General features: G+C 69.8%; 22 protein-coding genes and 1 pseudogene. 15 read left to right on the top strand and 8 right to left on the bottom strand.

The genetic code is table 11. The features are described from left to right. Window positions 1-730: 730 nt before the first annotated feature. Window positions 731-1,282 (bottom strand): DUF5134 domain-containing protein, encoded by a 552-nt coding sequence (locus tag J3486_RS14645; RefSeq protein WP_207820802.1) that lies wholly within the window; start codon window positions 1,280-1,282, stop codon window positions 731-733. 180 nt (window positions 1,283-1,462) lie between these two features. Here J3486_RS14645 and J3486_RS14650 point away from each other — a divergent pair, with 180 nt between their 5' ends. Together J3486_RS14650 and J3486_RS14655 are read left to right on the top strand one after the other, a co-directional pair. Next, window positions 1,463-2,359, top strand: coding sequence for an RNA polymerase sigma-70 factor (locus tag J3486_RS14650; protein WP_207820720.1), 897 nt, complete (start codon window positions 1,463-1,465; stop codon window positions 2,357-2,359). Between the two features lie 113 nt (window positions 2,360-2,472). Then, window positions 2,473-2,970, top strand: coding sequence for an Ohr family peroxiredoxin (locus J3486_RS14655; RefSeq protein WP_207820721.1), 498 nt, complete (start codon window positions 2,473-2,475; stop codon window positions 2,968-2,970). Window positions 2,971-3,052: 82 nt separating this feature from the next. Here J3486_RS14655 and fdxA read toward each other — a convergent pair. Beyond that, window positions 3,053-3,340, bottom strand: a pseudogene (fdxA, locus tag J3486_RS14660) (ferredoxin); the annotation flags it as partial. A 170-nt stretch (window positions 3,341-3,510) separates the two neighbouring features. On the opposite strand from fdxA, the gene J3486_RS14665 reads away from it, so the two are divergent. Then, entirely contained in the window at window positions 3,511-5,241 is a 1,731-nt protein-coding gene (locus J3486_RS14665) for an L-aspartate oxidase (RefSeq protein WP_207820723.1), read from the top strand. A gap of 119 nt (window positions 5,242-5,360) precedes the next feature. Beyond that, window positions 5,361-6,110: an SDR family oxidoreductase gene (locus J3486_RS14670; protein WP_207820724.1), complete on the top strand. Its 750-nt coding sequence runs from the start codon at window positions 5,361-5,363 to the stop codon at window positions 6,108-6,110. Window positions 6,111-6,212: 102 nt separating this feature from the next. Here the strand turns inward: J3486_RS14670 and J3486_RS14675 are convergent, their stop codons facing one another. After that, window positions 6,213-6,476 (bottom strand): WhiB family transcriptional regulator, encoded by a 264-nt coding sequence (locus J3486_RS14675; protein ID WP_207820725.1) that lies wholly within the window; start codon window positions 6,474-6,476, stop codon window positions 6,213-6,215. Window positions 6,477-6,684: 208 nt separating this feature from the next. On the opposite strand from J3486_RS14675, the gene J3486_RS14680 reads away from it, so the two are divergent. Then, a complete protein-coding gene (locus J3486_RS14680; protein WP_207820726.1) occupies window positions 6,685-7,611 on the top strand; it encodes an RNA polymerase sigma-70 factor in 927 nt (308 codons plus the stop codon). A 7-nt stretch (window positions 7,612-7,618) separates the two neighbouring features. Here the strand turns inward: J3486_RS14680 and J3486_RS14685 are convergent, their stop codons facing one another. Further along, window positions 7,619-8,500 (bottom strand): RNA polymerase subunit sigma, encoded by an 882-nt coding sequence (locus tag J3486_RS14685; protein ID WP_207820727.1) that lies wholly within the window; start codon window positions 8,498-8,500, stop codon window positions 7,619-7,621. Between the two features lie 233 nt (window positions 8,501-8,733). Here J3486_RS14685 and J3486_RS14690 point away from each other — a divergent pair, with 233 nt between their 5' ends. The 3 genes from J3486_RS14690 to J3486_RS14700 all read left to right on the top strand — a co-directional run bounded on the left by J3486_RS14690 (window position 8,734) and on the right by J3486_RS14700 (window position 10,355). Beyond that, window positions 8,734-9,168, top strand: a complete 435-nt coding sequence (locus J3486_RS14690; protein WP_207820728.1) for a cupin domain-containing protein — start codon at window positions 8,734-8,736, stop codon at window positions 9,166-9,168. Window positions 9,169-9,358: 190 nt separating this feature from the next. After that, a complete protein-coding gene (locus tag J3486_RS14695) occupies window positions 9,359-9,610 on the top strand; it encodes a hypothetical protein (RefSeq protein ID WP_229377988.1) in 252 nt (83 codons plus the stop codon). A gap of 211 nt (window positions 9,611-9,821) precedes the next feature. Then, window positions 9,822-10,355 (top strand): hypothetical protein, encoded by a 534-nt coding sequence (locus tag J3486_RS14700; RefSeq protein WP_207820729.1) that lies wholly within the window; start codon window positions 9,822-9,824, stop codon window positions 10,353-10,355. Here J3486_RS14700 and J3486_RS14705 read toward each other — a convergent pair. From J3486_RS14705 to J3486_RS14715, 3 genes are all read right to left on the bottom strand, one after another. Further along, entirely contained in the window at window positions 10,345-11,703 is a 1,359-nt protein-coding gene (locus tag J3486_RS14705; protein WP_207820730.1) for an NAD(P)/FAD-dependent oxidoreductase, read from the bottom strand. The two genes, J3486_RS14700 and J3486_RS14705, sit on opposite strands and share 11 nt — an antisense overlap. A gap of 86 nt (window positions 11,704-11,789) precedes the next feature. Further along, window positions 11,790-13,733, bottom strand: a complete 1,944-nt coding sequence (locus tag J3486_RS14710; RefSeq protein ID WP_207820731.1) for an N-acetylmuramoyl-L-alanine amidase — start codon at window positions 13,731-13,733, stop codon at window positions 11,790-11,792. Window positions 13,734-13,947: 214 nt separating this feature from the next. Continuing rightward, window positions 13,948-14,682 (bottom strand): alpha/beta fold hydrolase, encoded by a 735-nt coding sequence (locus tag J3486_RS14715; RefSeq protein WP_207820732.1) that lies wholly within the window; start codon window positions 14,680-14,682, stop codon window positions 13,948-13,950. Window positions 14,683-14,922: 240 nt separating this feature from the next. Between J3486_RS14715 and J3486_RS14720 the strand changes: the two genes are divergently transcribed. The 7 genes from J3486_RS14720 (at window position 14,923) to mug (ending at window position 23,931) form a co-directional block, all read left to right on the top strand. Next, window positions 14,923-15,828: an RNA polymerase subunit sigma gene (locus J3486_RS14720; RefSeq protein WP_207820733.1), complete on the top strand. Its 906-nt coding sequence runs from the start codon at window positions 14,923-14,925 to the stop codon at window positions 15,826-15,828. Between the two features lie 199 nt (window positions 15,829-16,027). Continuing rightward, window positions 16,028-16,609: a hypothetical protein gene (locus tag J3486_RS14725; protein WP_207820734.1), complete on the top strand. Its 582-nt coding sequence runs from the start codon at window positions 16,028-16,030 to the stop codon at window positions 16,607-16,609. A gap of 297 nt (window positions 16,610-16,906) precedes the next feature. Beyond that, window positions 16,907-17,818, top strand: coding sequence for an alpha/beta fold hydrolase (locus J3486_RS14730; protein ID WP_207820735.1), 912 nt, complete (start codon window positions 16,907-16,909; stop codon window positions 17,816-17,818). A 128-nt stretch (window positions 17,819-17,946) separates the two neighbouring features. Further along, on the top strand, window positions 17,947-19,158 hold the full coding sequence (locus J3486_RS14735) for a globin domain-containing protein (RefSeq protein ID WP_207820736.1): 1,212 nt from the start codon (window positions 17,947-17,949) through the stop codon (window positions 19,156-19,158). Further along, window positions 19,140-19,826, top strand: coding sequence for a TetR/AcrR family transcriptional regulator (locus J3486_RS14740; protein WP_307804814.1), 687 nt, complete (start codon window positions 19,140-19,142; stop codon window positions 19,824-19,826). The genes J3486_RS14735 and J3486_RS14740 overlap by 19 nt, the downstream gene beginning before the upstream one ends. 2,123 nt (window positions 19,827-21,949) lie before the next feature. Continuing rightward, on the top strand, window positions 21,950-23,389 hold the full coding sequence (purB, locus tag J3486_RS14745) for an adenylosuccinate lyase (RefSeq protein ID WP_207820737.1): 1,440 nt from the start codon (window positions 21,950-21,952) through the stop codon (window positions 23,387-23,389). Beyond that, window positions 23,386-23,931, top strand: a complete 546-nt coding sequence (gene mug / locus J3486_RS14750; protein ID WP_207820804.1) for a G/U mismatch-specific DNA glycosylase — start codon at window positions 23,386-23,388, stop codon at window positions 23,929-23,931. Before purB ends, mug begins: the two co-directional genes overlap by 4 nt. Window positions 23,932-23,946: 15 nt before the next feature. Here mug and J3486_RS14755 read toward each other — a convergent pair whose 3' ends face one another. Next, on the bottom strand, window positions 23,947-24,759 hold the full coding sequence (locus J3486_RS14755) for an SAM-dependent methyltransferase (protein WP_207820738.1): 813 nt from the start codon (window positions 24,757-24,759) through the stop codon (window positions 23,947-23,949). Window positions 24,760-24,764: the final 5 nt, after the last annotated feature.

A 24,764-nucleotide genomic window follows, 5' to 3' on the forward strand; every position in this document is an offset into this window, starting at 1 on the left:
TCACGCTCTCAGCTTGTTCTCCAACCTCCGTCCCCACTCTGCCGCTCGCTCCTTGCTCAATGGGGTGATCATGTGGTCTGGCCCGACCGGTTCTCGCCGATGGAACCCGCTCGACAACTGGCTCGCGGGGCGCGGCTGATCCAAAACTTCCACGACGCCGTGCAGGACTTCACGCCACCGTCCGGCGCGTGGTGGCGGACGCTGAGCCCGGCCGAGGACAGTGACATCATCGCCCCACAACGACCTGGCCCCCTGAAACCTCGTGGTCGCGGACGAGCCACGGTGGGCCTTCATCGACAGGGACGGTGGACCGCGGCGGACCGACTGCGCGTCTTCGCCGACGCCTACGCTCTCGATGATTCCGGACGTCGTCGGTCGGTCGCGCTACTGGGGCGCCGTACGCGTTCCCTGCACGACTTCCTGCGCGACCGGGCAGCCCGAGGAGCCCAGCCCTGGGCAGGACCGTGGGCCGAAGGCCACGGCGACGCCTGGCACAACGACGCTGCATACATCGAGCAACGCGAAGACCAGTGGATGCGGGCCCTGCTCGCCGGCTGAGGCATCTGCGCCATGGCGGTCGACGTCAGTATCCGGCTCCGCCGCGTGGCCGACCTGCCGGTCGGGTGCGGGGACGGATGCGCTCCGACCACGTCATGGGGCGGCGGAAGCCCACGCTCAAGGAGCACGCCCTGACCCGTCCCCGGGGCGACGCGGACCATGACGGACAAGCTCAGTGGGGCATCAGCAGCATCAGCGCGGTCCCCAACGCCATCGCCCCATGGCGCGTCCGGGCATACGGATCCGCCCCCTCGGTGCGGTGCGCGTTCCAGGTGGCGGACCGCAGCGAGGGCATGGGTCGGGTCAACGACCAGAGCGCACACGCCAGGAGATAGACCGTCAGCACGGCTGTGACCACAGGATCCCGGTCGTGGGACGGGCGCAGCATCCAGGCCATCGCGGCCATGCCCACCGCCGACGGCAGACGTGCGCTGATCGCCGCGACGGTGTGCGCGGCCCGGCGGTCGAGGCCGGTCAGGAGGAACCACAGCGCGGCGGCCGTGAACAGGAGCTCCGCTGTCCGGCCGGACAGCCGATGGCCGGGGCTCCAGGGCATCACCGCCATGGTCGCGGCCATGACACCGTGCAGGAGGTGATCCACCCGGCCGCTGCGTCCGACGCCCCGGGTCCGCATGCCTTGCCACAGCGCGTGCGCCGCGACGAGGGCGAAGAGCACCGTGAGCAGGCCGTGTTCGACGTCGACGGGTGTGCGCACGGACGACATTTCCCCCACTGGGTGCACCTTCCTGATCCGCTGCCGTACGCAGTCATGACCGCGTACGCGATCGATCCGTGACACGGTGTGCTGCTGGAAGTACATCGAGCGCTCGCATGTGGTCGGCCGCGAAAGGTCACACGGTGGCCGCTTGTAGCATGGTGCGCACAAGGCCAGAAGGGATCCCTTATGCACGCCGGCAGCCGCCCCGACACACTTGACGGAGCGACGAAGGAATTCCTCGCGGTACGTCCTCAGCTCTTCGGTATCGCCTATCGCGTTCTGGGCAGCGCGGTGGAGGCCGAGGACGTCGTGCAGGACACCTGGGTGCGGTGGCAGAACACGGACCGCACGAAGGTGAAGGAACCGGCCGCCTTCCTGACCACGATCGTCACACGGCTGGCGATCAACCTGGCGCAGTCCGCGCGCGTGCGCCGGGAGTCCTACGTCGGGCCGTGGCTTCCCGATCCCGTCGACACGACGGAGGATCCGCAGCTGGGCGCGGAGCGTGCCGAGGCCCTGGAACTGGCGGTGCTGCTGCTTCTGGAGAAGCTGAATCCCGTGGAGCGCACCGCCTACGTGCTGAGGGAGGCGTTCGACTACCCCTACGGCCGGATCGCCGAGATCCTGGAGACGACCGAGGCCAACGCACGTCAACTGGTGAGCAGGGGCCGCAAACACCTGGCCGCCGAGCGCACGGCGCGCGTCACGCGCGTCGCCCACCGGCGTCTGCTCGAGGTGTTCCTCTCCGCGGCCCGGACGGGCGATCTCTCGGTCCTGGAGGACATCCTGACCGCTGACGTCGTCAGTTACTCGGACGGCGGCGGGATCCGCGGTGCCTCCAGGATCCCGGTGCTCGGACGGACTCACGTGTCGCGCTACCTCGTGGCCTTCGCCCCGCGCTTCTGGGCGCGCACGGAGATCCGATGGGTCGAGGCGAACGGTCTGCCGGCCGTGCTGATCTCCTCCGAGGGGGAACCGGTCGGCCTGCTGTCGCTCGACGTCTCGGAGGCGGGCATCGACCGGATCATGTGGATGCTGAACCCGGCCAAACTGGCGCCCTACGTGGACTCATTGCGGGACTGAGCCGCCCACGGCGGCTCCTGGCCCTGCGACGCGGCGCCAGCCGGCGTCACAGGAACAACCGTTCGCCGGTCATGCAGCACGGAAACCTCACCATGACGACCGGGAGTCCTGCCATGACCGATCCGATCCGGCTGCCCGACCTGTCCACCAAGAAGGACTTCGCCGGGGACGAGTTCGCTCCCCTCTACACGACGACGGTGACCGTCGACGGCGGTGCGGCCGCGCACGGACGGGCGTCCGGCCGTGCGCGTTCCTCGGACGGCGCCCTGGACCTGGAGCTGCGGATGCCCGCCGAGCTGGGCGGCACCGGGGAGGGGACCAATCCCGAGCAGTTGTTCGCGGCCGGAATCGCGGCCTGTTTCCACGGCGTGCTGAGCCTTCTCGCGCGGCAGGAGTCACTCGATCCCACGGCCGTCACCGTCCTGGCGACCGTCGCGTTCGGACGTGATCCCGGGGACGGCGGCTATCTGCTCCACGTCGACCTGGTGGTCCGATGGCCCGGGGTCCCGCGCGAGACGGCCACGAGCCTGATGGAGCGGGCCGACGCGCTGTGCCCGTACGCCCGCATGGCCTGGCGGGGCACCCCGATCACCATCACGCTCGCGCCCTGACCCGTCAGAGCGGGAACCACGGATCCGCGTCGGCGGCTTCCTCCTTGCGGACGGCGAACCCGGAGATCTCCTTCTTGCGCACGTGCTGCGGCGGCAGAGCCTCGACCACCGGATGGTCACGCCGTTGCGGCCGGCCGTCGCCGAAGAACTCCTCGTTGACGGCCCGGTAGTGCGCCCAGTGCCGGGGCAGCTCTTCCTCCGCGAAGATCGCCTCCACCGGGCACACCGGCTCGCAGGCATGGCAGTCGACGCATTCGCCGGGGTCGATGTACAGGGTGCGTTCACCCTCGTAGATGCAGTCCACCGGGCATTCGGCCAGGCACGCCCGGTCCTTGATGTCGACACAGGGCTGCGCGATGACGTAGGTCATTCCCTTGCTCCTCTCCGGGCTTCGAGCTCATCCATGTGACCGAAGACACCGCAAAGGTGTGACACCTGGACACGGCTGGTGTTCACCGTCACGACACCGGTCCCCGTGTCACAAACCGCAGACCGGGCCTGTCACTTGTCCGTGACCCACCCAGAGCGACGGGAGTGATCGTGGCCCTTACCGAACAACGTCTTGCCACCACGGTGCTGGTGATCGGCACCGGCGGAGCCGGCCTGCGGGCGTCGATCGAGCTGGCCGAGGCCGGTGTCGACGTACTCGCCGTCGGCAAACGTCCCAAGGAGGACACCCACACCTCACTGGCCGCCGGTGGCATCAACGCGGCCCTGGCCACGATGGACCCCGAGGACAGCTGGCAGCAGCACGCCGCCGACACGCTCAAGGAGAGCTATCTGCTCGGTGACCCCCGTACGGCCGAGATCGTCACCCGGGGCGCCGCCCTGGGCATCGACGACCTGGAGCGGTACGGGATGGCCTTCGCGCGTGAGGAGGACGGCCGTATCTCCCAGCGCTTCTTCGGCGCCCACACGTTCCGGCGGACCGCCTTCGCCGGCGACTACACGGGCCTGGAGATCCAGCGGGCGCTGATCCGGCGGGCGAGCCAGCTGAACATCCCGATGCTCGACACCGTCTACATCACCCGTCTGCTGGTCCACGACGGCGCGGTGTTCGGGGCCTACGGCTTCGACCTGAACAACGGCACCCGTTACCTCATCCACGCGGACGCCGTCGTCCTCGCGGCCGGCGGCCACACCCGCATCTGGCGCCGTACGTCCTCGCGACGCGACGAGAACACCGGCGACTCCTTCCGCCTCGCGGTCGAGGCCGGGGCCCGGCTGCGCGACCCCGAACTGGTGCAGTTCCACCCCTCCGGCATCATCGAGCCGGAGAACGCCGCCGGAACGCTGGTCAGCGAAGCGGCCCGGGGTGAGGGCGGCGTCCTGCGCAACGCCCTCGGCGAGCGGTACATGAGCCGCTACGACCCCGACCGCATGGAGCTGTCCACACGCGACCGCGTGGCGCTCGCGTCGTACACCGAGATCAAGGAGGGCCGGGGGACACCCAACGGCGGCGTCTGGCTCGATGTCTCGCACCTGCCCCGCCAGACGATCATGGCGCGGCTTCCGCGGGTCTACCAGACCCTCCTGGAACTCCAGATGCTCGACATCACCCGGGAGCCCATCGAGGTCGCACCCACGGCCCACTACTCGATGGGCGGTGTCTGGGTCCGCCCCGAGGACCACAGCACCGACGTCCGCGGCCTGTACGCGATCGGCGAGGCGTCGAGTGGACTGCACGGCGCCAATCGCCTGGGCGGCAACAGCCTCATCGAGCTTCTGGTCTACGGCCGGATCACCGGCCGGGCGGCCGCCGCCTACTCGGACGCGCTCACCGCTCAGCCCCGCAGCGCCGCCGCCGTGGCCGAGGCCCGCGCCGAGGTCGACGAACTCCTCGCCGCCGACGGGCCCGAGAACGTCCGCGCCCTGCAACGCGCCATCCGCAACACCATGACCGAGCACGCGGGCGTCGTCCGCGACGATGAGGGTCTGCGCGCCGGTCTGGCGGAGCTGGACCTCATCGAGAAACGCATGGAGAACGTAGGGGTCCACCCGGACATCGCCGGATTCCAGGACCTCGCCCACGCCTTCGACCTGAAGTCGGCAGCCCTGGCCGCACGGGCCACGCTCGAAGCCGCGCTGGAGCGCCGGGAGACGCGCGGCTGCCACAACCGCAGCGACTTCCCCGCGACGGATCCGGCCTTCCGCGTCAACCTCGTCTGGTCCCCGAGCACCGGCGTCACCCACGAGAGCATTCCCGCCATTCCGGAGGAGATCGCCGCGCTCATGGCGGAGGTCTCCAGCGAAGGAAAGCTCGTCGAGTAGCCGGGAACGGGGCCGACCACCTCCGCACGGTGTCACACGCACCAGGTGAACCCGGTCTTTCCTTGTGAACCGAAAGTTCTGCCCTCGCGGCACCCACGCACCACCGAAAGGATTCCCCCATGAAGGTCGTCGTCATCGGCGGTACCGGCCTGATCGGCTCGAAGCTGGTCGCCCGGCTCAAGGAGCACGGACACGAGGCCGTGCCGGCCGCCCCCAACACCGGTGTCAACACGCTCACCGGCGAGGGCCTCGCCGAGGTCCTGACGGGCGCCTCGGTCGTGATCGACGTCTCCAACTCGCCCTCCTTCGCGGACGACGCGGTGATGGAGTTCTTCCGCACCTCGACCACCAACCTCCTCAAGGCGGAGGCGGACGCCGGTGTCACCCACCACGTGGCCCTGTCCGTCGTCGGTACGGAGCGGCTCCAGGAGAGCGGCTACTTCCGTGCCAAGCAGGCGCAGGAGGAGCTGATCAAGGACTCGGGCATCCCGTACTCCATCGTGCACGCCACGCAGTTCTTCGAGTTCATGAAGGGCATCGCCGAGTCCGCGACCGACGGTGACACCGTGCGTCTGGCTCCGGTCAAGATCCGTCCCGTCGTCTCCGACGACGTGGCCGCGACCGTGGGCCGCACCGCTGTCGGCACGCCCGTCAACGGCGTGGTGGAGATCGCGGGGCCCGACGTGTTCCAGCTGGACGAGCTGATCCGCAAGGGTCTGGCCGCCAAGAACGACCCGCGTACGGTCGTGTCCGACGTGCACGCGCCGTACTTCGGCGCCGAGTTGCAGGAGAACACCCTGCTGCCCGGTCCTGACGCACACATCGGGCAGACCCGCTTCGCCGACTGGCTGGCGCAGCAGCAGGGCTGAGCCGTTGCAGGGCAGCAGGCGTCGAGGCGTGCCCGCTGCCCACCGCACGCACTTCAGGGTGGCCCCGGTGCCGGGGCCACCCTGAAGTGCGTGCGGCCGCCCTCACGCGGCCTCTTGTGCCGCCGGCCCGCGCATCGCCCGTAGCCGCAGCGCGCGACGCTCTCCTTCCGTCGTACCGCCCCAGATGCCCTCGACCGGGCCTGCGTCGATGGCCCACGACAGACACTTCTCCACCACCGGGCACCGGCGGCAGACGGCCTTCGCCTCGTCGATCTGAAGGGCCGTCTGACCGCTCCTGATATTGCCCACCGGAAAGAAGAGATCAGGGTCCTCTCGTAGGCACAGGCTCACATCGCGCCAATCCATGGAACACCTCCTGCTCGGGAACGAACACTGTTTAGGACCGACGGATCAACACATGTGTGACACCGGGCCCCAAACGGCGGCCGGTCGGGAATGTGTGGCATAAAGTGCGTCGCGCGTCTGTAACGAAGTGCCGGTGTGTCCGGTCTGTTGGGGCGGAGGTTTCCCGCGCCTCCGACAAAAACCGGCAACTGAAACGGAGACCGAGCACATGCACTCAGAGGCGATCACCGTGGAAGGCGACCTGCATGAGGCCGTGTCCGTCTTCGTGAAGCTCCGGCCGCGGCTCTTCGGCATCGCCTATCGCGTGCTGGGCAGCGCGGTGGAGGCCGAGGACGTCGTTCAGGAGGTGTGGCTGCGGTGGCAGCACACCGACAGGACCGTCGTGGTCAGCCCCGCGGCCTTCCTGTCGAGCGCCACGACCCGACTGGCCATCAACGTGGCCCAGTCGGCCCGGGTCCGCCGGGAGACCTACATCGGTCCGTGGCTGCCCGAACCCATCGACACCAGCGACGACCCGCAGGCGGGCGCCGAACGCGCGGAGGCGCTGGAACTCGCCCTGCTGCTGGTGCTTGAGAAGCTCCCGCCGACCGAGCGCGCCGCCTACGTCCTACGGGAGGCGTTCGACTACTCCTACCCGGAGATCGCGCAGATCCTGGGGCTCAGCCCCGTCAACGTGCGCAAGATCGTGAGCCGGGCCCGCAAGCACCTCACCGAGGAGCAGCGGGGCAGCGTCGACACGGCCGAACACCGCAGGCTCCTCGACGCGTTCGTCACCGCGGCCCGGCACGGGGACGTCGCCTCGCTGGAAGCCCTGCTCACCCCCGACGCGGTCAGCCTGTCGGACGGGAACGGCATGCGCGGGGCGGCCCGCGTCCCGGTGCTCGGCCGGGCCCGTGTGGCGAACCTGTCGACCGCCTATCCACGGTTCTGGCCGACGGTCGAGGTGCGGCGGGTCGAAGCCAACGGCCGCGCCGGAGTCCTTCTGTACCGCGACGGCCGCGCCTCGACCTTCATGACCGTGGCGGCCACGCACCGGGGCATCCATCAGGTGATGTGGGTCTTCAATCCGGGCAAGATCGCAGCTCTTCTGCGCTCCCGCGCGGACACCCGTGAGGCGACCCCCATTTCGGTCTGACGGTTCATCACATGTAGTGCGGAGCCACGCTGTTCCACGACCGCAGTTTGTCAGGGTTGAGGACAGCCCAGATCCGGGCGACACGGGAGTCGATCAGGTCGAGGGTGAGCACCGCGACGACCCGCTCGTGCCGGCGGACGACCAGCCCGGTGCGTCCGTTGACCGGCCAGGTGGCCACGGTGAGGTCCTGCCGGCCGGAGAGCAGGGTGAGCAGGTTCCGCGCGACGTGCTCGCCGCCGGTGACGGGCGTGGTCAGTGCGCGTATCTTGCCCCCGCCGTCGAAACACGCGATGCCGTCGTCGGCCAGCACTGCTCGCAGTCCCTCGTGGTCCCCGTCGACGCAGGCCTGGCGCACGGCGCGAGCGACCTCGTCCTGCCGGGGCGCCGAGGATGACGGCCGGCCGTTCCGGGCGAGCAGACCGGCACGGGCCGCGACCACCGGGTCCACCGGGTCGGCCGGGCCCGTGCGCTCCCGCACCGGTCGCGCCCCACCGCCCGGTGCCGCGCCGAAGATGCCGTCGAGCACGAACGCGGCTCTCTGCGCGGGGGACAGCGCGCCCACCGCCCGCAGCAGCACCTCCCCGGCCTCGCGCTCAGGACCGTCGTCACAGGGCTCGCGGCGGAGCGCACGAGCCCGCGCGTCCCCGTCCGGCCCGGAGGGGGACAGCCGCGCCAGCGCGAGACCGCCCACGACGTGGGTCAGCCAGCTCCCGGGCGCGCCGATACGCGCCCGCTGACCGTCGGAGAGTCCGTACCACTCCCGATACGCCTCGTCGGTGACCCGCTCGGCCGCGACCGTGCCGCCCAGCATCCACCGCGCGACCTCCACCAAATGCCGCCGCTCGTCGAGCAGTTCCGTCAGCGGCAAAGTGTCACCGATGTGCTCCATACCGACTCTCCCTTCCGCTCGGAACGGTACCCGCCGGTCCCCGCTCACCCACCCGTGATCCCGCAGCACGCGGAAGTGGGAGGGATGCTGACATCTCCGCAACGAAACCCACGGTGGTACGAGCACCGGCCCCTCCGTCCCACTTAGTGGCAATACAGTGTGTTGTGTGAGCAGGCCGCCCACCAGGGTGCCCCCGGGCCGCCCCTCACTCTCACGTTCCGAAGGGAAACATCATGCGCAATGCAGCACGTACAGCTGTCGTCGGAGCCTCCCTCGCAGGGCTCTCGCTCGTTCCGTGGACCGCCCAGGCCACCCCTGGCGGCCCCGGCGTCAGCGGCCGAGTCCTTGCCCAGCGGACCATCGGTGACACGGACTACATCCTCCGCGAGATCACCATTCCGCCCGGCCAGGCGACCGGGTGGCACTACCACGACGGCACCCTGTACGCCTACGTCAAGCAGGGCACACTGAGCCACTTCGACTCCTCCTGCGCGTCCGACGGCGTCTACAAGAAGGGCAGTTACCTGAAGGAGCCGTCGGGTGCGGATCATGTGCACATCGGCGAGAACCGGGGGGCGACGAACGTGGTCCTGGAGGTGCTCTACGTCCTGCCGCACGGCGCCCCCTTCTCCGAGGACGCCCCGGCCCCCGGCTGCGAACTGCCGTAACGCGCGGGCTGTCACAGCTCCCACCGCTACCCGGTCAATGCGGTACCGACGGCTCGCGGTGGACCGCCCGGGCCCCGCGGCGACGAAGGAGGAGCATGGCAGGGACAGACACCAGTCGCGTCCGGGCGACCGCTGGTCCCCCGAAGCCCGTCCACCGCAGTTCCGGCGCGGGCCGAGGAGGGACACGAGGATGACGCAAAGCGCTGACCGCCCGACCGATCCCGCCGCCGTCACCGTCTCCCTGGCCGCTGAGGCTGCCGTGCTCGAGGGGCGACTCGGGGTGCTCCGGGAAGCGATCGACGCGGTGGACGCCCAGATCTCCGCAGTCTCCGAGCGGATCCGACGGCTGCCGGGGTCCGTACCCACAGGCGGCGAGGGCGCGGCGGCGTCGGACGAAGGGAGCGGCACGGGGCTCACCCCGTCACCGACGGGGCGTCTCTGACGGCCCGTACGAGGTGTCGGCCCGGCCACACGGGCCGACACCTCGTCCCCCTGACAACGGTGTGTTCTGCGCGGGTCCACCCACTCTGTTCTCGGCCGGGCGGGGCCACTGCTTATGATGTTCGGCACCATCCCCCGGTGCCGTGCCGGGTGGCGGACCCGGACATCGAGCGGTCCCGCCAGGACACAGGGTTGAGGACGAGAGGGAATCCATGGGCTCCGTGACCCAGACGGCTCGCAACATCGAGACCACCGCCGAGAGTCTCCAGGAGGATCTGGCCCGGCTGGAGATCCAGAAGCAGGCGTTGGAGAGAGAACTGGCCGCGGTCACCGCCCACCTCGGTTCGGTGCAGCGGGCGCTCGACGCCCTTCAGGCCCTGATGCCCGGCGCCGTCCCGGCCCCCGTCCCGCCCGCCCCCGTGGACGTCCCGGCTGCGCCGAAGCCGAAGAGCGCGCGCGCCGCGTCGTCCGCCGGCAAGGCCGAACGACGCCCGGCCGCCAAGCCCGTCCCCAGCGATGACGGCGCCGACAGCGAGAAGACGTACGGAAAACTGACCGAGCAGATCCTGGCGTACTTCGCGAAGGCGCCGGACGCGGAGGTCCGCGCCCGCGACGTCGCGTCCGCGCTGGGACGCGACGTCGACAGCGGCAGCATCAACGCCGTCCGCAGCACTCTCGACCGGCTGGTCGGCGCCTCGCGCGTCCAGCGGGCCGGTCGCGGGCTCTACCGCGCCGTCAAGCCCTGACCCGGTCCTCGGGCTCCGCGGGCGACCCGCTCGGGCGTGGTTCACCGCGGGAGACGAAGGCATCCCGCGGGTGCTGCACGGAGAGCAGCGAGACGATGTCGCGGCCGTAGAGAAGGGCCGTGGCCCACACGGCGAACACCCGCGTCTTACGTTCCCAGCTCGGTATGGCCAGGACGTGGTAACCACGGTGCATCAGCCAGGCCGGGAAGCCCTTGATGACCAGGCGCCGGTACTGGAAGATGCCGCGGCCGAGGCCGAGGGTGGCCACGACGCCCAGGCTGTGGTGGACGTAGTCCTTCGCCGGTCGGCCGCGCAGGGTCGCCAGGATGTTCTTCGCCAGCCGCTTGCCCTGCCGGACTGCGTGCTGGGCGTTCGGGACGGTACGGGCGCCCGGCCGACCGGCCGCGAGATCGGGCACCGAGGCGTCGTCACCCGCCGCCCAGACGTCGGGCACCACCTCGGTGTCCGTGGTGACCCGCAGATCCGCCCGTACGGTCAGCAGGCCGCGCTCGTCGACGGGCAGGTCGGTGTGGTTGTGCACGATGGGGTTGGCGGCGTTGCCTGCCGTCCACACCAGCAGGCCCGAGTCATACTCGGTGCCGTCCGACAGTCGGACCCGTCCGTCCTCTGCGGAGACCAGCTGGGTGTTCAGGTGCACCCGGGCCCCCCGCTCCTCCAGTGAACGCACCACCCAGGCGCCCGGCCCGTCGGTGACCTCAGGCAGGATCCGGTCCCGCGCCTCGACCAGGTGGAAGGACGGCTCGTCCGCTTCGATCTCCGGGTACTGCTCAAGCAGCGCCGTCGCCAGTGCCAGCAGTTCACCGAACCCCTCCACCCCGGAGAATCCGCCACCGACGACGGTGACCGTGAGCAGCTTGCTGCGTTCGGGCCCGCGCGGCAGGCCGGCCGCGCGGTCGAACGAGGTGAGCAGGTGGTCGCGGATCGCCACCGCCTCCTCGACGTGCTTCAGTCCGTACGCCTGGTCGCTCAGCCCCGGGATCGGGAAGGTCCGGGTGACCGCCCCCGCCGTCACCACCAGCACGTCGTAGTGCAGGTCGAAGGACGGCCCGGACTCCGGGCGGACCGTGACGGTGCGCGCACCGTGGCTGATCTCCGTCACCGAGCCCGCGACCAGCCGCGTACGGTGCAGGTGGCGCCGGAGCGAGACCGCCGCGTGGCGGGCCTCGACCGAACCGGCCACGACCTCGGGCAGGAACGGCTGGTACGTCATGTACGGACGGGGATCGACGACGGTGACGCGCGCCTCACCCCTCCGCAGCTTCTTCTCCAGGCCCCACGCGGTGTAGAAACCCGCGTAACCGCCACCCACGATCAAGATCTCACGCACGGTGTCCTCTGTTCCTCTCGGTCTTCACCCTGTAGACCGATCGCCGGCACTCGATGTGACACCGTGGCCCCACCCTGACCGGGGTCTCAACGCGCCCCGTGCGGGCGCCTCTTCACCCTCATGTCGACCTCGTAGACCAGGGATGTGCGGTGGCCGTACTGAATGGTGTACATCCTCTTGCCGCCGTGGACGACCTTGGCGGCCGCCGGGAAGTAGTCGGTGGTCGACCGTGGCGTCACCGTCGTGACGTAGGCCTGGCCCGACGGCACGGTGTACATGCTCAGCGGCGCCTGCGTCGACGGCGACAGTCCCGCCGGGATCTCGGCGGGGTCCGGGTAGCTGGTGCCGTAGACCTTGACCGCTTCGACGCCCACGGGGGCGACGACGGTCGCATCGGGCGCCGGCACGGTGTTCCGGCCGTGCGGGTTGTGGAACCAGACCTTGCTGCCACTGAACCAGATGGCGGTCCAGTCGCCCTGCTTGTCCGCGACGACGAACTGCTGCCCGGCCTGGGCGGTGCTGCCCCAGTCGTTGATCCGGGTGGTGCCGGGTCCGTCCGGGTGCAGGGCCTGGTCGCCGAAGAGCGGTGCGGACAGGCGGGGTTCGGTGCGCAGCTGCACGAAGTTCGTCGGCCGCCGCACGTCGGCGCACTCGGGCGTGGCACCGCTCGGGTCGTCGTCGGGACAGATGTGCACGGTGTTCTGGTTGCGGGCGAATCCGGGTGCGATGGTCACGGCGGTCCCGATCTCACCGACACCGTGCCTGCCGTGGACGGGTACACCCAGCAGGTCCATGAAGTGCTCCCAGTCCCAGAACGGTCCCGGGTCCCAGTGCACCCCCGAGGCGAGCGCGGAATTGGGGCCCACGACGTTGTCGTGCCCGATGACGTGCTGCCGGTCGAGCGGCACGTCGAAGCGTTCGGCCAGGTACTTCACCAGCTCGGCCGAGGCCTGGTACTGGCTCTCGGTGTACCAGGTGGCGCCCCGGGCGGCGAAGCCCTCGTGCTCGATGCCGACCGAGTGCATGTTGGTGACGTAGTTGCCTGCGTGGTAGGCGAGATTCTGGGTGGGGACCATCTGCACGACCGCCCCGTCCGAGGAGCGGATCACATAGTGTGCCGAGGCCGTGCCCGGGAGTTGGGCGTTGGCGACGGCGGACGCGTAGGAGCCCTCTGTGTCGTGGAGGACGATCTGGTCGATGTCGATGCCGTTGGCGGGCCGGTCGGCAACCTGTCCGTTGGACGGATGGGCCGCAACGAACGTGCAGGCCAGGGTCGATGGGCACTCGGTCGCCGTGGCCGGCGCGGCCGGCAGCCCGAGCTCGCCGCGCTGCGTGGGCGCCGGGGCGACCGCGGGGTCGGCGGCGAGCCGGACACGCTGACCGTCGGCCGTTCTGCGTGCGGCGCCCTTCTTCATCGTGGCGAAGACGCGGTCGGCGTAGGCGGCGGCGCCCTGCCGGTCGCGTGCCTGGCCGTAGCGGGCGACCGCTGCCCACCAGTCGTCCGGGTCGCCGGACAGCCTGCCGTGGAGTTTCTTCTCGTAGGAGGCGAGCAGCGCCGCACCGCCGCGGATGTTCGCCGCCGCGTCCTCGCGCAGGGCACGGGCCGACAGGCCGGTCAGCTCGGCAGCGGCGCGCAGGGTGTGCAGGGCGTCGTCGTCCGCCAGCTTCTTGGCATCCTTGCGGCCGGCGGTTCCCGCGGCGCCGCCCGCCATCATGGACGCCGTGACGTCCGTCAGGTGCATCGGGCCGTAGCCGCCGGAGGTGCTGTGTTGGCCCGGGTGCGTCTCCCAGGCCGACTGTTCGTAGGCCACGGCCAGCAGCACGTGCCGCGGGACGTGGTAGTCCTCGGCCGCCTGCGCGAACTCCTGTTGCAGCGTGGCGGTGCGGACCGGGCCGTCCTGCGTCGCGCGGGCCACCGCGGGAAGGGCGATGGCGCCCGCCACCACCACGGCCGCGGCGCCGAGCGCGACCGGCCGCCTTCGCAGTGCGGGGCGGCGGCGAGAAGGCCGGGCGGGTGAAGTCTCTGTCATCTCACATCTCACTGTTGAATGAGCCGAACTGTTGTGAATGAGCCGAACGATGGCTTCGTCATGCGCGCGGCATCGCTCCGCGAGGCGTCCCTGCCGGTGAGCGGGCAGGGACACGCCTACGCGGGGCCTGCGCCATGGGAGTTGTGCTCTGCCGAACATGGCTGGTGTACGCGCGACGGGCGCGGGGTGGGAACCGCGCCCGTCGCAGCGGTCGTCAGTCCCCAGCGTGCGCGCTCCAGTGGCCTTCCAGGATCTCTGCGACCTCGGCAGGCCGCTGCAGCGGCGGCCAGTGGTTGCAGTCCATTTCGACCACGGCGGAGGCATGCAGCGAGGCACCGAGCTTGCGCCCGAACTCGATCTGGCACGCGGGGTCGAGTGCTCCCCAGAACACCAGACAGGGCGCCGACACGGCCGCAAGTCCCGGTTCCCACTCCGCCCCCATGGTGACGGCGGAGCGATACAGCTTCAGGACGGAGTCCTTCATCGGCTCGTCCACGCGGCTCACCATGTCGTCGGCCAGCCGGCGGGGTACGTCGAAGCCGGCCGCCAGGTCCGCTGCGAACGGCTCCGCACGCAGGTCGCGCATGAACCGGTCGCCCTCGACCTGGTCCTGCCAGGTCTTGGCCAACGGGTGCCAGACATAACCGGAGTTGACCGGCCCGTTGCCGCCGGCCCAGGTACGCACCAGATCGGGGCGCAGGTAGGCGACGCGCAGGGTGAGGATGCAGCCCCAGTCGTGGCCGACCAGGTCCACCGGCTCACCGACCCGCTCCAGGCGTCGGATCAGCCAGTCGACGTACTCCTCCTTCGAGGAGCCGAATCCGTTGGGACGCGGGGCACCGAACCCGGGCAGGTCCCAGGCCTCCACATCGGTGCGGGTCAGGTGCCGGCGCACGCCGTCCCACACGTGGTGGGTGTCGGGCACGCCGTGGATCAGGATGGCAGGCATGAGTGATTCCTTCGTCAGGAGACGACTGCGCCTCAGGGCGGGAGAGAATCACATCTTGTCACACCGTGTGTTAATGGTGCGGCCCTCCGGCCGACCGCGGGGCCGCCCGGCCTCGCCGACGTGCTCAGCCGCCCCTCCCTGTGCTCGCCGGCCCCTGTCACAGGATTCCCGCTCGCCCGGTCTGCTGTGCAACGAACGCCCCGCCGCGGCTGTGGCGGGGCCCAGGAGGAGAGGACCCCCATGGGTGACATTGGTGAGGCAGCGTCGCTCACCGAGCTGCTCGACGAGCGACGGCATCTGCTGGACGTCGCCTCCTGGATGCTCGGCCTCGGCCCCGAGGCCGAGGACGTCGTCGCCCATGCCTACCGGCGGTGGTACGCCCTGAGCGACGCCCAGCGCAGGAGGATCACCGAGCCGCGCAGCTGGCTGGCCAGAACCACGGGCACCATCTGCCTGGCCCGGCTGCCCCTGCAGAAGGGCGCGCCCGCGGCCGCCGGTGAAGCCGCCACAGTGCCCGGCCGGGCACTGGCCGAAGAGGTCGGAGACATCCTGCGCAAGGCGCTGAACACACTGTCCCCGGCCGAACAGGCCGCGTTCTTTCTCGACGCCGTCCCCGTCGCGCCGCCCCGGCCGGTCACGGAGACCATGGGGCCACGGTCCGGCCCCTGGCCCGAACCGGCCCGCCGTGCCCGCCCCGGCCCGGGTGAGCCCCGGGCAGGTGCCACGCCTCCCTACCGGCACGACCAGGTCGTCCACGCCGTGCGCGGGGCATGTGCCGCACTGGATGCGGCGGGTCTTGAGTCCCTGCTGGCACCGGACGTCAGCGCGTATTTCGACGGTGGCGGCAAGGTCCGCGCACTGTCCCGCCCGGTGCACGGCCGTCGGGCGGTGGGCCACGCACTGCTGACCCTGCTCGCCCCGCAGCCCCACACCGTCCTCCAGCTGCGTCCTGCCAACGGCCGCACCGCCCTCGTCGTGGGCCACCACGACAAGGTCGCCGCGGTCATCAGCTTCGCCGTCACCCGGGATCTGGTCACCCGCGTGTGGGCCGTCCTCAACCCGGACAAGTTGCGCGCCTGGAACCGTGGTCCCACCGACGCCGTCGAACGCGGCGTACAAGAAGGTGAACGGTCGACGCTCCGATAGCGCACGCACCGTTGCGGTTTGCCATGACAGTGGCAACAATCGGTGGACAAGTCCTGTGCACACGCCCTTCACCATCCACACTGCATCGTCATCCCAGCGCATGCCGGGGTTCCGAACGCATCGTTGCGGCGCATCGCGGCTGGACGGGGCGTGGCACGCGAGTCGGGGGCGAGAGGGAGAAATGGTTTCGGCATCACGAATGGCACGTACGGCACGCACGGCACGCACGGCACGCACCATCGAGAACACCGCTGAGAGCCTCCAAGGAGAGCTGGACCGCCTGGAGTTGCAGAAACGGTCGTTGGAGCGGGAACTCGCCGCCGTAGCCGACCATCTCGACACTGTACGCCGGGCCGTGCACGCTCTGGAAAGTGTGATGACGGGCCAGGCGGACCCACCGCCCGCGGCGCAACCCACCGCCACGCCCCGGCCCGCCCCCACAGCATCCACGCAGCAGCCGCCCCCGCGCGAGAAGACCCCCCGCGGGACCACGGGGAAAGCGGCGGTCGAGGGGCCCGAACGGCGAGTGTCCGGGGCACGAGCCCCTTCGCGTGCGGCCCACCGCGAGGACCGCACCTACGGCAGGCTGACGGAGCAGATCCTCGCCCACCTCGCACAGGCAGGTGACACCGATGTCCGCGCCCGCGACGTGGCGGCAGCGCTGGGCCGCGCCACCGACAGCGGGAGCATCAATGCGATCCGCAGCACGCTCGACCGACTCGTCGGCGCGTCCCGCATCCGGCGCACGGGCCGGGGCCTCTACCGCTCTCTGCCGTCCTAGGCCCTCCGCCGTGGCCCAACCGCACACACCACGGGCCCCCGGACGCCGGTTCGCGGGGGATCGAGAAGGCGTCCGGGAGCCACGGCCACCCGCCACGTGCTGCGCAGCGGATGCGGCAGTGTCCCGGCGTCCTCGTGCGGGGTAGCTCGGCGCCGGAAACACTGCATTCAGCCTACCGCATCGTGCCACGCCAAATGACACTGTCGGGCTCCGGGAAGTGACACTACCGATAACAGTGTCATCAACGGTGTCGTTTCCTCTTGAAGTACCGCCTTCGCGCACGGATCATCGGACAGCGTGAACCACTCGTACCAGTCATCACCGCTGTCTCCCGGCACTCATGTCCTCACTGTCCGGCACGGCCCTGCCCGCATCGAACAGCGCTACCACGTCGCCGGATCGGGCCCCGTGTGCGTCGCTCATTCCGGCGGACCGGGCATAGGTTGGGACTACCTGAGGATCCCCGAACTCGAAGAGCACCTGACCATGGTGTACATCGAGCCGGTCGGCACCGGGAACTCCGGGCGCCTGCCCGACGCCCGCGACTACACCGTGCCCACGTACGCGCAGTTCCTGCACCAGGTCGTCGACCACCTCGCACAGCCACGGATCCATCTGCTGGGCCACTCCCACGGCGGTTTCGTCGCCCAGCGCTACGCTCTTGAGCACCCGGACCGCCTGGCCTGCCTCGTTCTGTACGACACCTCTCCCGTGGCGGACGAAACGTTCTGGTCGGCGGCTGTCGCCGCCATGGACCTGTTCGTGGAACGCAACGTCGGCGCCCATCCCGAGGTGGCCGGTTACACCGACGCCCTCACCACCCCGCTGGGCGCGCTCAACGACGACGGCGCCACGGCCGTCTTGCGGCAGATCATGCCGGCCTATCTCTTCGACTACTGGGGCAGGGAAGGGGAGTTCGGACCCGCCCGCCGGTTGCTGCGGATGTACGCGGAGCCCAACCGGGGGCAGGGCGCCCCCTTCGACGTCCGTGCGGAACTGTCCCGGATCACCGCCGCAACCCTGGTCCTGGCCGGAAGCGACGACTTCATCTGCGGCCCGCGCTGGGCTCGGCTCCTGCACCAGGGGCTGCCCGACGCCGAGCCGGCGATCCTGAAGGACACCGGGCACCTCGCCCACCTCGAACGGCCCGCCCTGTTCGCCGCCACCGTGCTGGAGTTCCTGAAGAACCGCGGCGGCCTCTCCTCCTGACCGTCACAGGGTGCTCCGCATCTGTCACAAGGTGAGTCACTGCCCGGTCAATCATGCGAGTACGGATGAGAGACCGGCGGTGACCCACGCCGGAAAATACGCATCTCATTTACCATTTTGGAGTCGGCATGCTGTCCCAGCGATCCACACAGATCGTGCGTACCACCCTGCCTGCCGTAGGGGCATCCCTCGGCACCATCACCGAACTCTTCTACCGCCGCATGTTCGAGGAACGGCCCGAACTGTTGCGCGACTTGTTCAACCGGGCGAACCAGGCGAACGGCGCCCAGCGTGAGGCGCTCGCCGGCGCCGTCGCCGCCTTCGCGACCGCGCTGGTGGACCACCCGGACGAGCGCCCGGACGCCGTCCTGGGCCGCATCGCGAACAAGCACGCCTCGCTCGGCATCACCTCCGACCAGTACACGCTGGTCGCCCGCCACCTTCTGGGAGCCGTCGCCCAGGTCCTCGGTGACGCCGTGACCCCTGAGGTGGCGGCCGCCTGGGACGAGGTCTACTGGCTCATGGCCAACGCCCTCATCGCCATGGAGGCGCGCCTGTACGCGCAGGCGCAGGTCGAGGACGGCGCCGTCTGGCAGACCATGGAGGTCAGCGACCGCCACGAGGAGACCCCCGACGCGGTCTCCCTCGTCCTACGACGCGCCGACGGGGCGCCGACCGGCCCCTTCGTCCCCGGCCAGTACGTCAGCGTGCGGGTCGAACTGCCCGACGGGGCCCACCAGATACGGCAGTACAGCCTCTCCTCGGCCCCTGGCCTCAAGACCTGGCGCATCACCGTCAAGCGGGAGCACTCCCCCGGCGGCAGCGTTCCCGAGGGTGAGGTCTCCTCCTGGCTGCACGCCCACGCCCGCCCCGGCGACACGCTCCAGGTCTCCCTCCCCTTCGGCGACCTCCTGCTCGACCAGGGTGACGGCCCGTTGCTGCTCGCCTCGGCGGGCATCGGCATCACCCCCATGCTGGCGATGCTGGAGCACCTGGCCACTGCCTCACCCGACCGGCCCGTCACCGTCGTCCACGCGGACCGCTCCCCCGCCGATCACGCCCACCGGCTCGAACTCGTCGAACTGACCGAGCGGCTCCCGCACGCCTCACTACACGTGTGGTACGAGGACATCGACCACCCGGACGCCGTCGCGGTCCATGTGAACGAGGGCCTGACCGACATCGCCCGCCTTTCCCCCGCGCCCGACACCACGGCATTCCTGTGCGGCCCCCTGGCCTTCATGAAGGCAGTCCGCACCGACCTGCTCGACCACGGCCTGAGCCCCAGATCCATCCACTACGAGGTGTTCGGCCCCGACCTGTGGCTCAGCAAACCGTGACCACCGACCTGCCGCCGGGCCCGAAACCCGCGGAGGCACTGCGCGCCGACGCCGAGCGCAACCGCGAGCGCATCCTGGCGGCGGCCCACCGCCTCTTCTCCCGCGAAGGTCTCGGTGTCTCGATGACAGCTGTCGCACGCGAGGCCGACGTCGGCAACGCCACCCTGTTCCGTCGTTTCGCCACCAAGGAACTCCTCATCGAAGCCGTGTTCAAGGACCGCGTCGACGTCTACAACAACCTCGTGACCACCTGCTCGAAAAACCCGGACCCCTGGCAGGGCTTCACCGACTACGTCCAGTGCGTCTGCACCTTGCAAGCCTCGGATCCGGCCTTCCTCGAGGTCCTGACCCTCACATTCCCCGATGGCACCGTGGAGACCCGACGTGCCGAAGCGGAACGCCGTGTCCTCGACCTCATCTCCCGGGCCAAGGAGATCGGCCATCTGCGCCAGGACTTCAGCGAACGCGACCTCACCATCCTGCTGATGGCCAACTCCGGTGTCCTGCGCGCGGCAGGCCCGACCTCCGACGCCTCGCGCCGGCTCACCGCACAACTGCTGCGGGCCTACGCCACCAAGGACGCGCCCCCCGTCGCCCTGCCCAAGGCACCACCGCGCGCGGAGCTCTACCACGCCATGATCCGTCTCCTACGGGGACACTCCACCTGACCCGTCCCACCCATGCTGTGGCCCCGGACCCCTGTCCGGGGCCACAGCATGGCGGCCGCCGCTCGTTCACCGCTGCGGGACCTCGACACGGCCGATACTGGCTCACTCCCAGGCCAAAGCCCACGGATGCCGAGGCGGGGCGGGCGCGGGCGCGACCACCCGCAGGCAATCGACGCGATCGCCTGGACGCTCCAGAGAGGCTCTCGATGGTGCGCCTCCCGGCGGAGTACGGCTCGTGGCACGGCCGGCCCGCCACCAGCGATCGCGGACCCGTCGTCGATCATCAGGTCCAGCACGAGTACGTCCGGATCACGTCACTCGGCGCCCAGGCTCCACCACCCTCACTGGAAACGAAACCGTTCGACCGGCGCCCGTAGTGCCGTACAGAGCCGAAAGCTGCCAGTCGGCCCTGGGATTCCCTGGGACTTTTCTGGGACTTCCAGCCTTATTAAGCGGCATGAGCGTGAAACAGCCGCAAGGCCATTCGCACTGGTCAGCGACCTCAAGCCAGGCATCGCGGCAGGTCACCGTGTCCATCGGTCTCTTCCGGGACATCTGATCAGCACGACTCAGTAGGTCCAACGCTCAGCGTCGCCTGCCCTCGGCGCCCCCTCGATGCTCGCCACCTTGTCAGGGTCTGACCTGCCCGACAAGGCCCCTGACACTCCATCAGAACGAGCGTCAAATGAGCGTCTCGAGCGTCATTTCAGCGTCAATATATCGCCCGTAACGCCCACACCGCACATCATGCGCACGCATAAAACCGCAGCTCAGGAGCCCATTGCGGTCGGTTCGAGGATGGCGACACACTCCACATGATGGGTCATCGGGAACAGGTCGAGCCGCCTCCACCCTGCGAGCCCAACTGGCACCAACGTAGGGGCCCGGTCGTTGCGTGGAGTGACCGGCCAACGGGCCTTCGAGCCCATCCGGCACGGCCCACCAGACAAGCTCGCTGGGGAGAATCTGGGGAGAATCGAGCTTCCTGGGGAGCCCGTGGGGAGAACCGGCCGCATAGAGCTGACCGAGCGTGAAAGACCCAGAAAGAGGCATCACACCAGGTCAAGGCACCCCGGTAGTGCAAATGCCCTGGTCAGCGGGGCGAGGTAGACGACTTCAAGAAGATCTCATCATGGGCGGACGGTCTCTGCACCCATGATGAAGCGGTACTCCCCCACATGGCCCCGAGGTATGGACGCTGCTTCACAACGCGCTGGCGGTACCTCCTTCGGGGCGGCATCCAGACTCTGTTCGATCGCAGCGAGCGCCGGGCCAGCCGAACGTGCGCTCCTCAGTGAGCGCGGCATCGTAGCGGGCAAATCCCGGTTACCGAAACCGGCCTTTCCGCGGATCATTGATCCTGCCCCCGAACACCTGCCAGCGCATCTCCGACCTGTCGTTCAATCGGAGAGCGTCGACCCGCAGGACGCAAAATCAGCACTCGCTTCCTCGCCTCTGCCTGAGGACCTACTTGAAAGGCGCGAACAGACAGGAATGAGCAGCCAGAACAGCGAAATGCAGCACGACACGTTCAGCCCCGACCGCATCCGCGCCACCTGGAGCGGAACCGCAAGCGTCGAGGCCGCGGCCCGAGCGTTCGGAATGTCGCGGTCAAAGGGATACGACCTCGTCCGGAGAGGCGAGTTCCCGTGCCGCGTGCTGCTGATCGGCCGAGCATCTCGCGTCGTCACCGCGTCCCTCCTGCGCGTTCTAGAAACCGGTGAGCCCGAGTACAACCGAGGCCCCGATGCAGTCACAACAGCCTCGTGACCCACTGCATGACGAAGCCCCGCCGGCATCACCCGGCGGGGCTTCGATGCTCCCCAGCAGTCACATGCGATTCACCAACACCGCCGACGAACCGGGATCACGACGTCCAGACAGAGGGAGCAAACGCCATCGTTTCGGACCGTGAACGGTCCAGGTCCTCGCCTGGACGCCCCGGGCTGAGCGCTCCCAGTTCGCTGTCGTTCGCCCCAGGAAGCGTCTGCATCTCACATATCTCTCACACCCCTCTCACGCACGTCGTGTGACGCAAACACCCAAAGAGCCTCTGACCTGTACGTTCCTACATTCGATGGACGGTTCGGAGCCTGTAGGGACGCCCGGTAAACTCCGTACACGTGACTGCGCCTGCAAAGCCCCGTATCCCGAACGTTCTCGCCGGACGCTATGCCTCCGCCGAACTCGCCACCCTCTGGTCCCCCGAGGAGAAGGTGAAGCTGGAGCGTCGGCTCTGGCTCGCCGTGCTGAAGGCTCAGAAGGACCTCGGGATCGAGGTGCCTGACGCCGCGATCGCCGACTACGAGCGAGTGCTGGACCAGGTCGACCTGGCCTCGATCGCCGAGCGCGAGAAGGTCACGCGGCACGACGTGAAGGCCCGCATCGAGGAGTTCAACGCGCTCGCCGGGCACGAGCAGGTCCACAAGGGCATGACCTCGCGCGACCTGACCGAGAACGTCGAGCAGCTGCAGATCCGACTCTCTCTGGAGCTGATCCGCGACCGCTCCGTGGCCGTCCTCGCGCGCCTGGGCAAGCTGTCCGGCGAGTACGCGGAGCTGGTCATGGCGGGCCGCTCGCACAACGTCGCCGCGCAGGCCACCACCCTCGGCAAGCGCTTCGCGACCGCCGCCGACGAGCTGCTCGTCGCGTACGGCCGGGTCGAGGAGCTGCTCACCCGCTACCCGCTGCGCGGTATCAAGGGCCCGGTCGGCACCGCGCAGGACATGCTCGACCTGCTCGGCGGCGACACCGACAAGCTCGCGGACCTGGAGGACCGGATCGCCGGTCACCTGGGCTTCGCGCAGGCGTTCACCTCCGTCGGCCAGGTCTACCCGCGCTCGCTCGACTACGAGGTCGTCACCTCGCTGGTGCAGCTCGCCGCGGCCCCCTCCTCGCTGGCCAAGACGATCCGTCTGATGGCCGGGCACGAGCTGGTCACCGAGGGCTTCAAGCCGGGCCAGGTCGGCTCGTCCGCGATGCCGCACAAGATGAACACCCGCTCCTGCGAGCGCGTCAACGGCCTCATGGTCATCCTGCGCGGCTACGCGTCGATGACCGGCGAACTGGCAGGCGACCAGTGGAACGAGGGCGACGTCTCGTGCTCGGTCGTACGGCGTGTGGCGCTGCCGGACGCGTTCTTCGCGCTCGACGGGCTGCTGGAGACGTTCCTGACGGTCCTCGACGAGTTCGGCGCGTTCCCCGCCGTCGTCGCCCGTGAGCTGGACCGCTACCTGCCGTTCCTCGCCACCACCAAGGTGCTCATGGCCTCGGTGCGCGCGGGCGTGGGCCGCGAGGAGGCCCACGAGGCCATCAAGGAGAACGCCGTCGCCTCCGCCCTCGCCATGCGCGAGCAGGGCGCCGAGCGCAACGAGCTCCTCGACAAGCTGGCCGCCGACGCCCGGATCCCGCTGGACCGTGCGCAGCTCGACGGGCTGATGGCCGACAAGCTCTCCTTCACGGGCGCCGCGGCCGGTCAGGTCGGCCAGGTCGTCGGCCGGATCGAGGAGATCGTCAAGCAGCACCCGGAGGCCGCCGGGTACACGCCTGGGGCGATCCTCTGACGCGGCTCACCGCAGCGGACCTGGAGGCCGCTCGCGACCGTCCGGTTCCGGACGTCGTCGCGGGCGGCCTCCGCGTTCTGTTCTGCGGCATCAACCCCGGCCTGATGACGGCGGCCACCGGCCATCACTTCGCGCGGCCCGGCAACCGCTTCTGGCCCGTGCTGCACCTGTCCGGCTTCACGCCCCGGCTGCTCAAGCCGTCCGAGCAGGAGGAACTGCTCACGTACGGGCTCGGCATCACGAACGTCGTCGCGCGGGCCACGGCGCGTGCGGACGAGCTGAGCGCCGAGGAGTACCGGGAGGGCGGCCGTCTCCTGGAGGAGAAGGTCGCACGGCTGAAGCCGGAGTGGCTCGCGGTGGTGGGCGTGACCGCGTACCGGTCGGCGTTCGGCGAGCCCCGGGCGAAGATCGGACCGCAGGAGCGGACGATCGGCGGCGCCCGGGTGTGGGCGCTGCCGAACCCCAGTGGTCTCAACGCCCACTGGACGGCGCAGACCATGGCGGAGGAGTTCGCTCGGCTGCGGGAGGCCGCCGCCGGGTGAACTCCCCCGGTCCGGCTACGGCTTGCGGGCCACGACCCCGAACTGGGCGACCAGCGGGCCCTCTTCGGTGCCCTCGGTGCGCCAGCGGGCGCAGGAGACGAGGCCCGGTTCCAGGATCTCCAAGCCGTCGAGGAACGCCTTCACCTCGGCTCCGGTGCGGGCGGTGATCGGCGGCGTCGCGTTCTCGTTCCAGAACTTCATCGCCTCCTCGTTGCCCTCCCCGCCCAGCTCCAGGGTGGGGTGGGTGAGGACCACGTAGCTCCCGGAGGGGATGGCCTCGACGAGCTCCCGCACGATCGCGGTGGCCTTGTCGGTGTCGAGGACGAAGTTCAGGATGCCGAGCAGCATGATCGCCACAGGCCGGTCGAAGTCGAGGGTCTCGGACGCGGCCGCGACGATCGCGCGCGGGTCGTGCGCGTCCGCGTCGACGTAGCTGGTGGCGCCCTGCGTGGAGCTGGTGAGCAGCGCGCGGGCGTGGGTCAGCACGATCGGGTCGTTGTCCACGTAGACGACGCGGGAGTCGGGGGCGATGCGCTGGGCGACCTCGTGCGTGTTCTCCACGGTCGGCAGGCCCGTGCCGATGTCGAGGTACTGGCGGATGCCCGCCTCCCCGGCGAGGTACGTGACGGCGCGGCCGAGGAAGGCGCGGTCGGCGCGGGCCACCTCGCCGATGCTCGGGTACATGGACGTGACCATGTCGCCGACCTGCTCGTCCACCTCGTAGTGGTCCTTGCCGCCCAGCCAGTAGTTCCACACGCGGGCGTTGTGCGCGATGTGCGCGGAGATCCGCCCCTCGGCCCCCTGCTGCTGCGCGCTGTCGTCGCTCATGTGCT

This window comes from Streptomyces sp. VRA16 Mangrove soil (assembly GCF_017377775.1).
Lineage (GTDB): Bacteria > Actinomycetota > Actinomycetes > Streptomycetales > Streptomycetaceae > Streptomyces.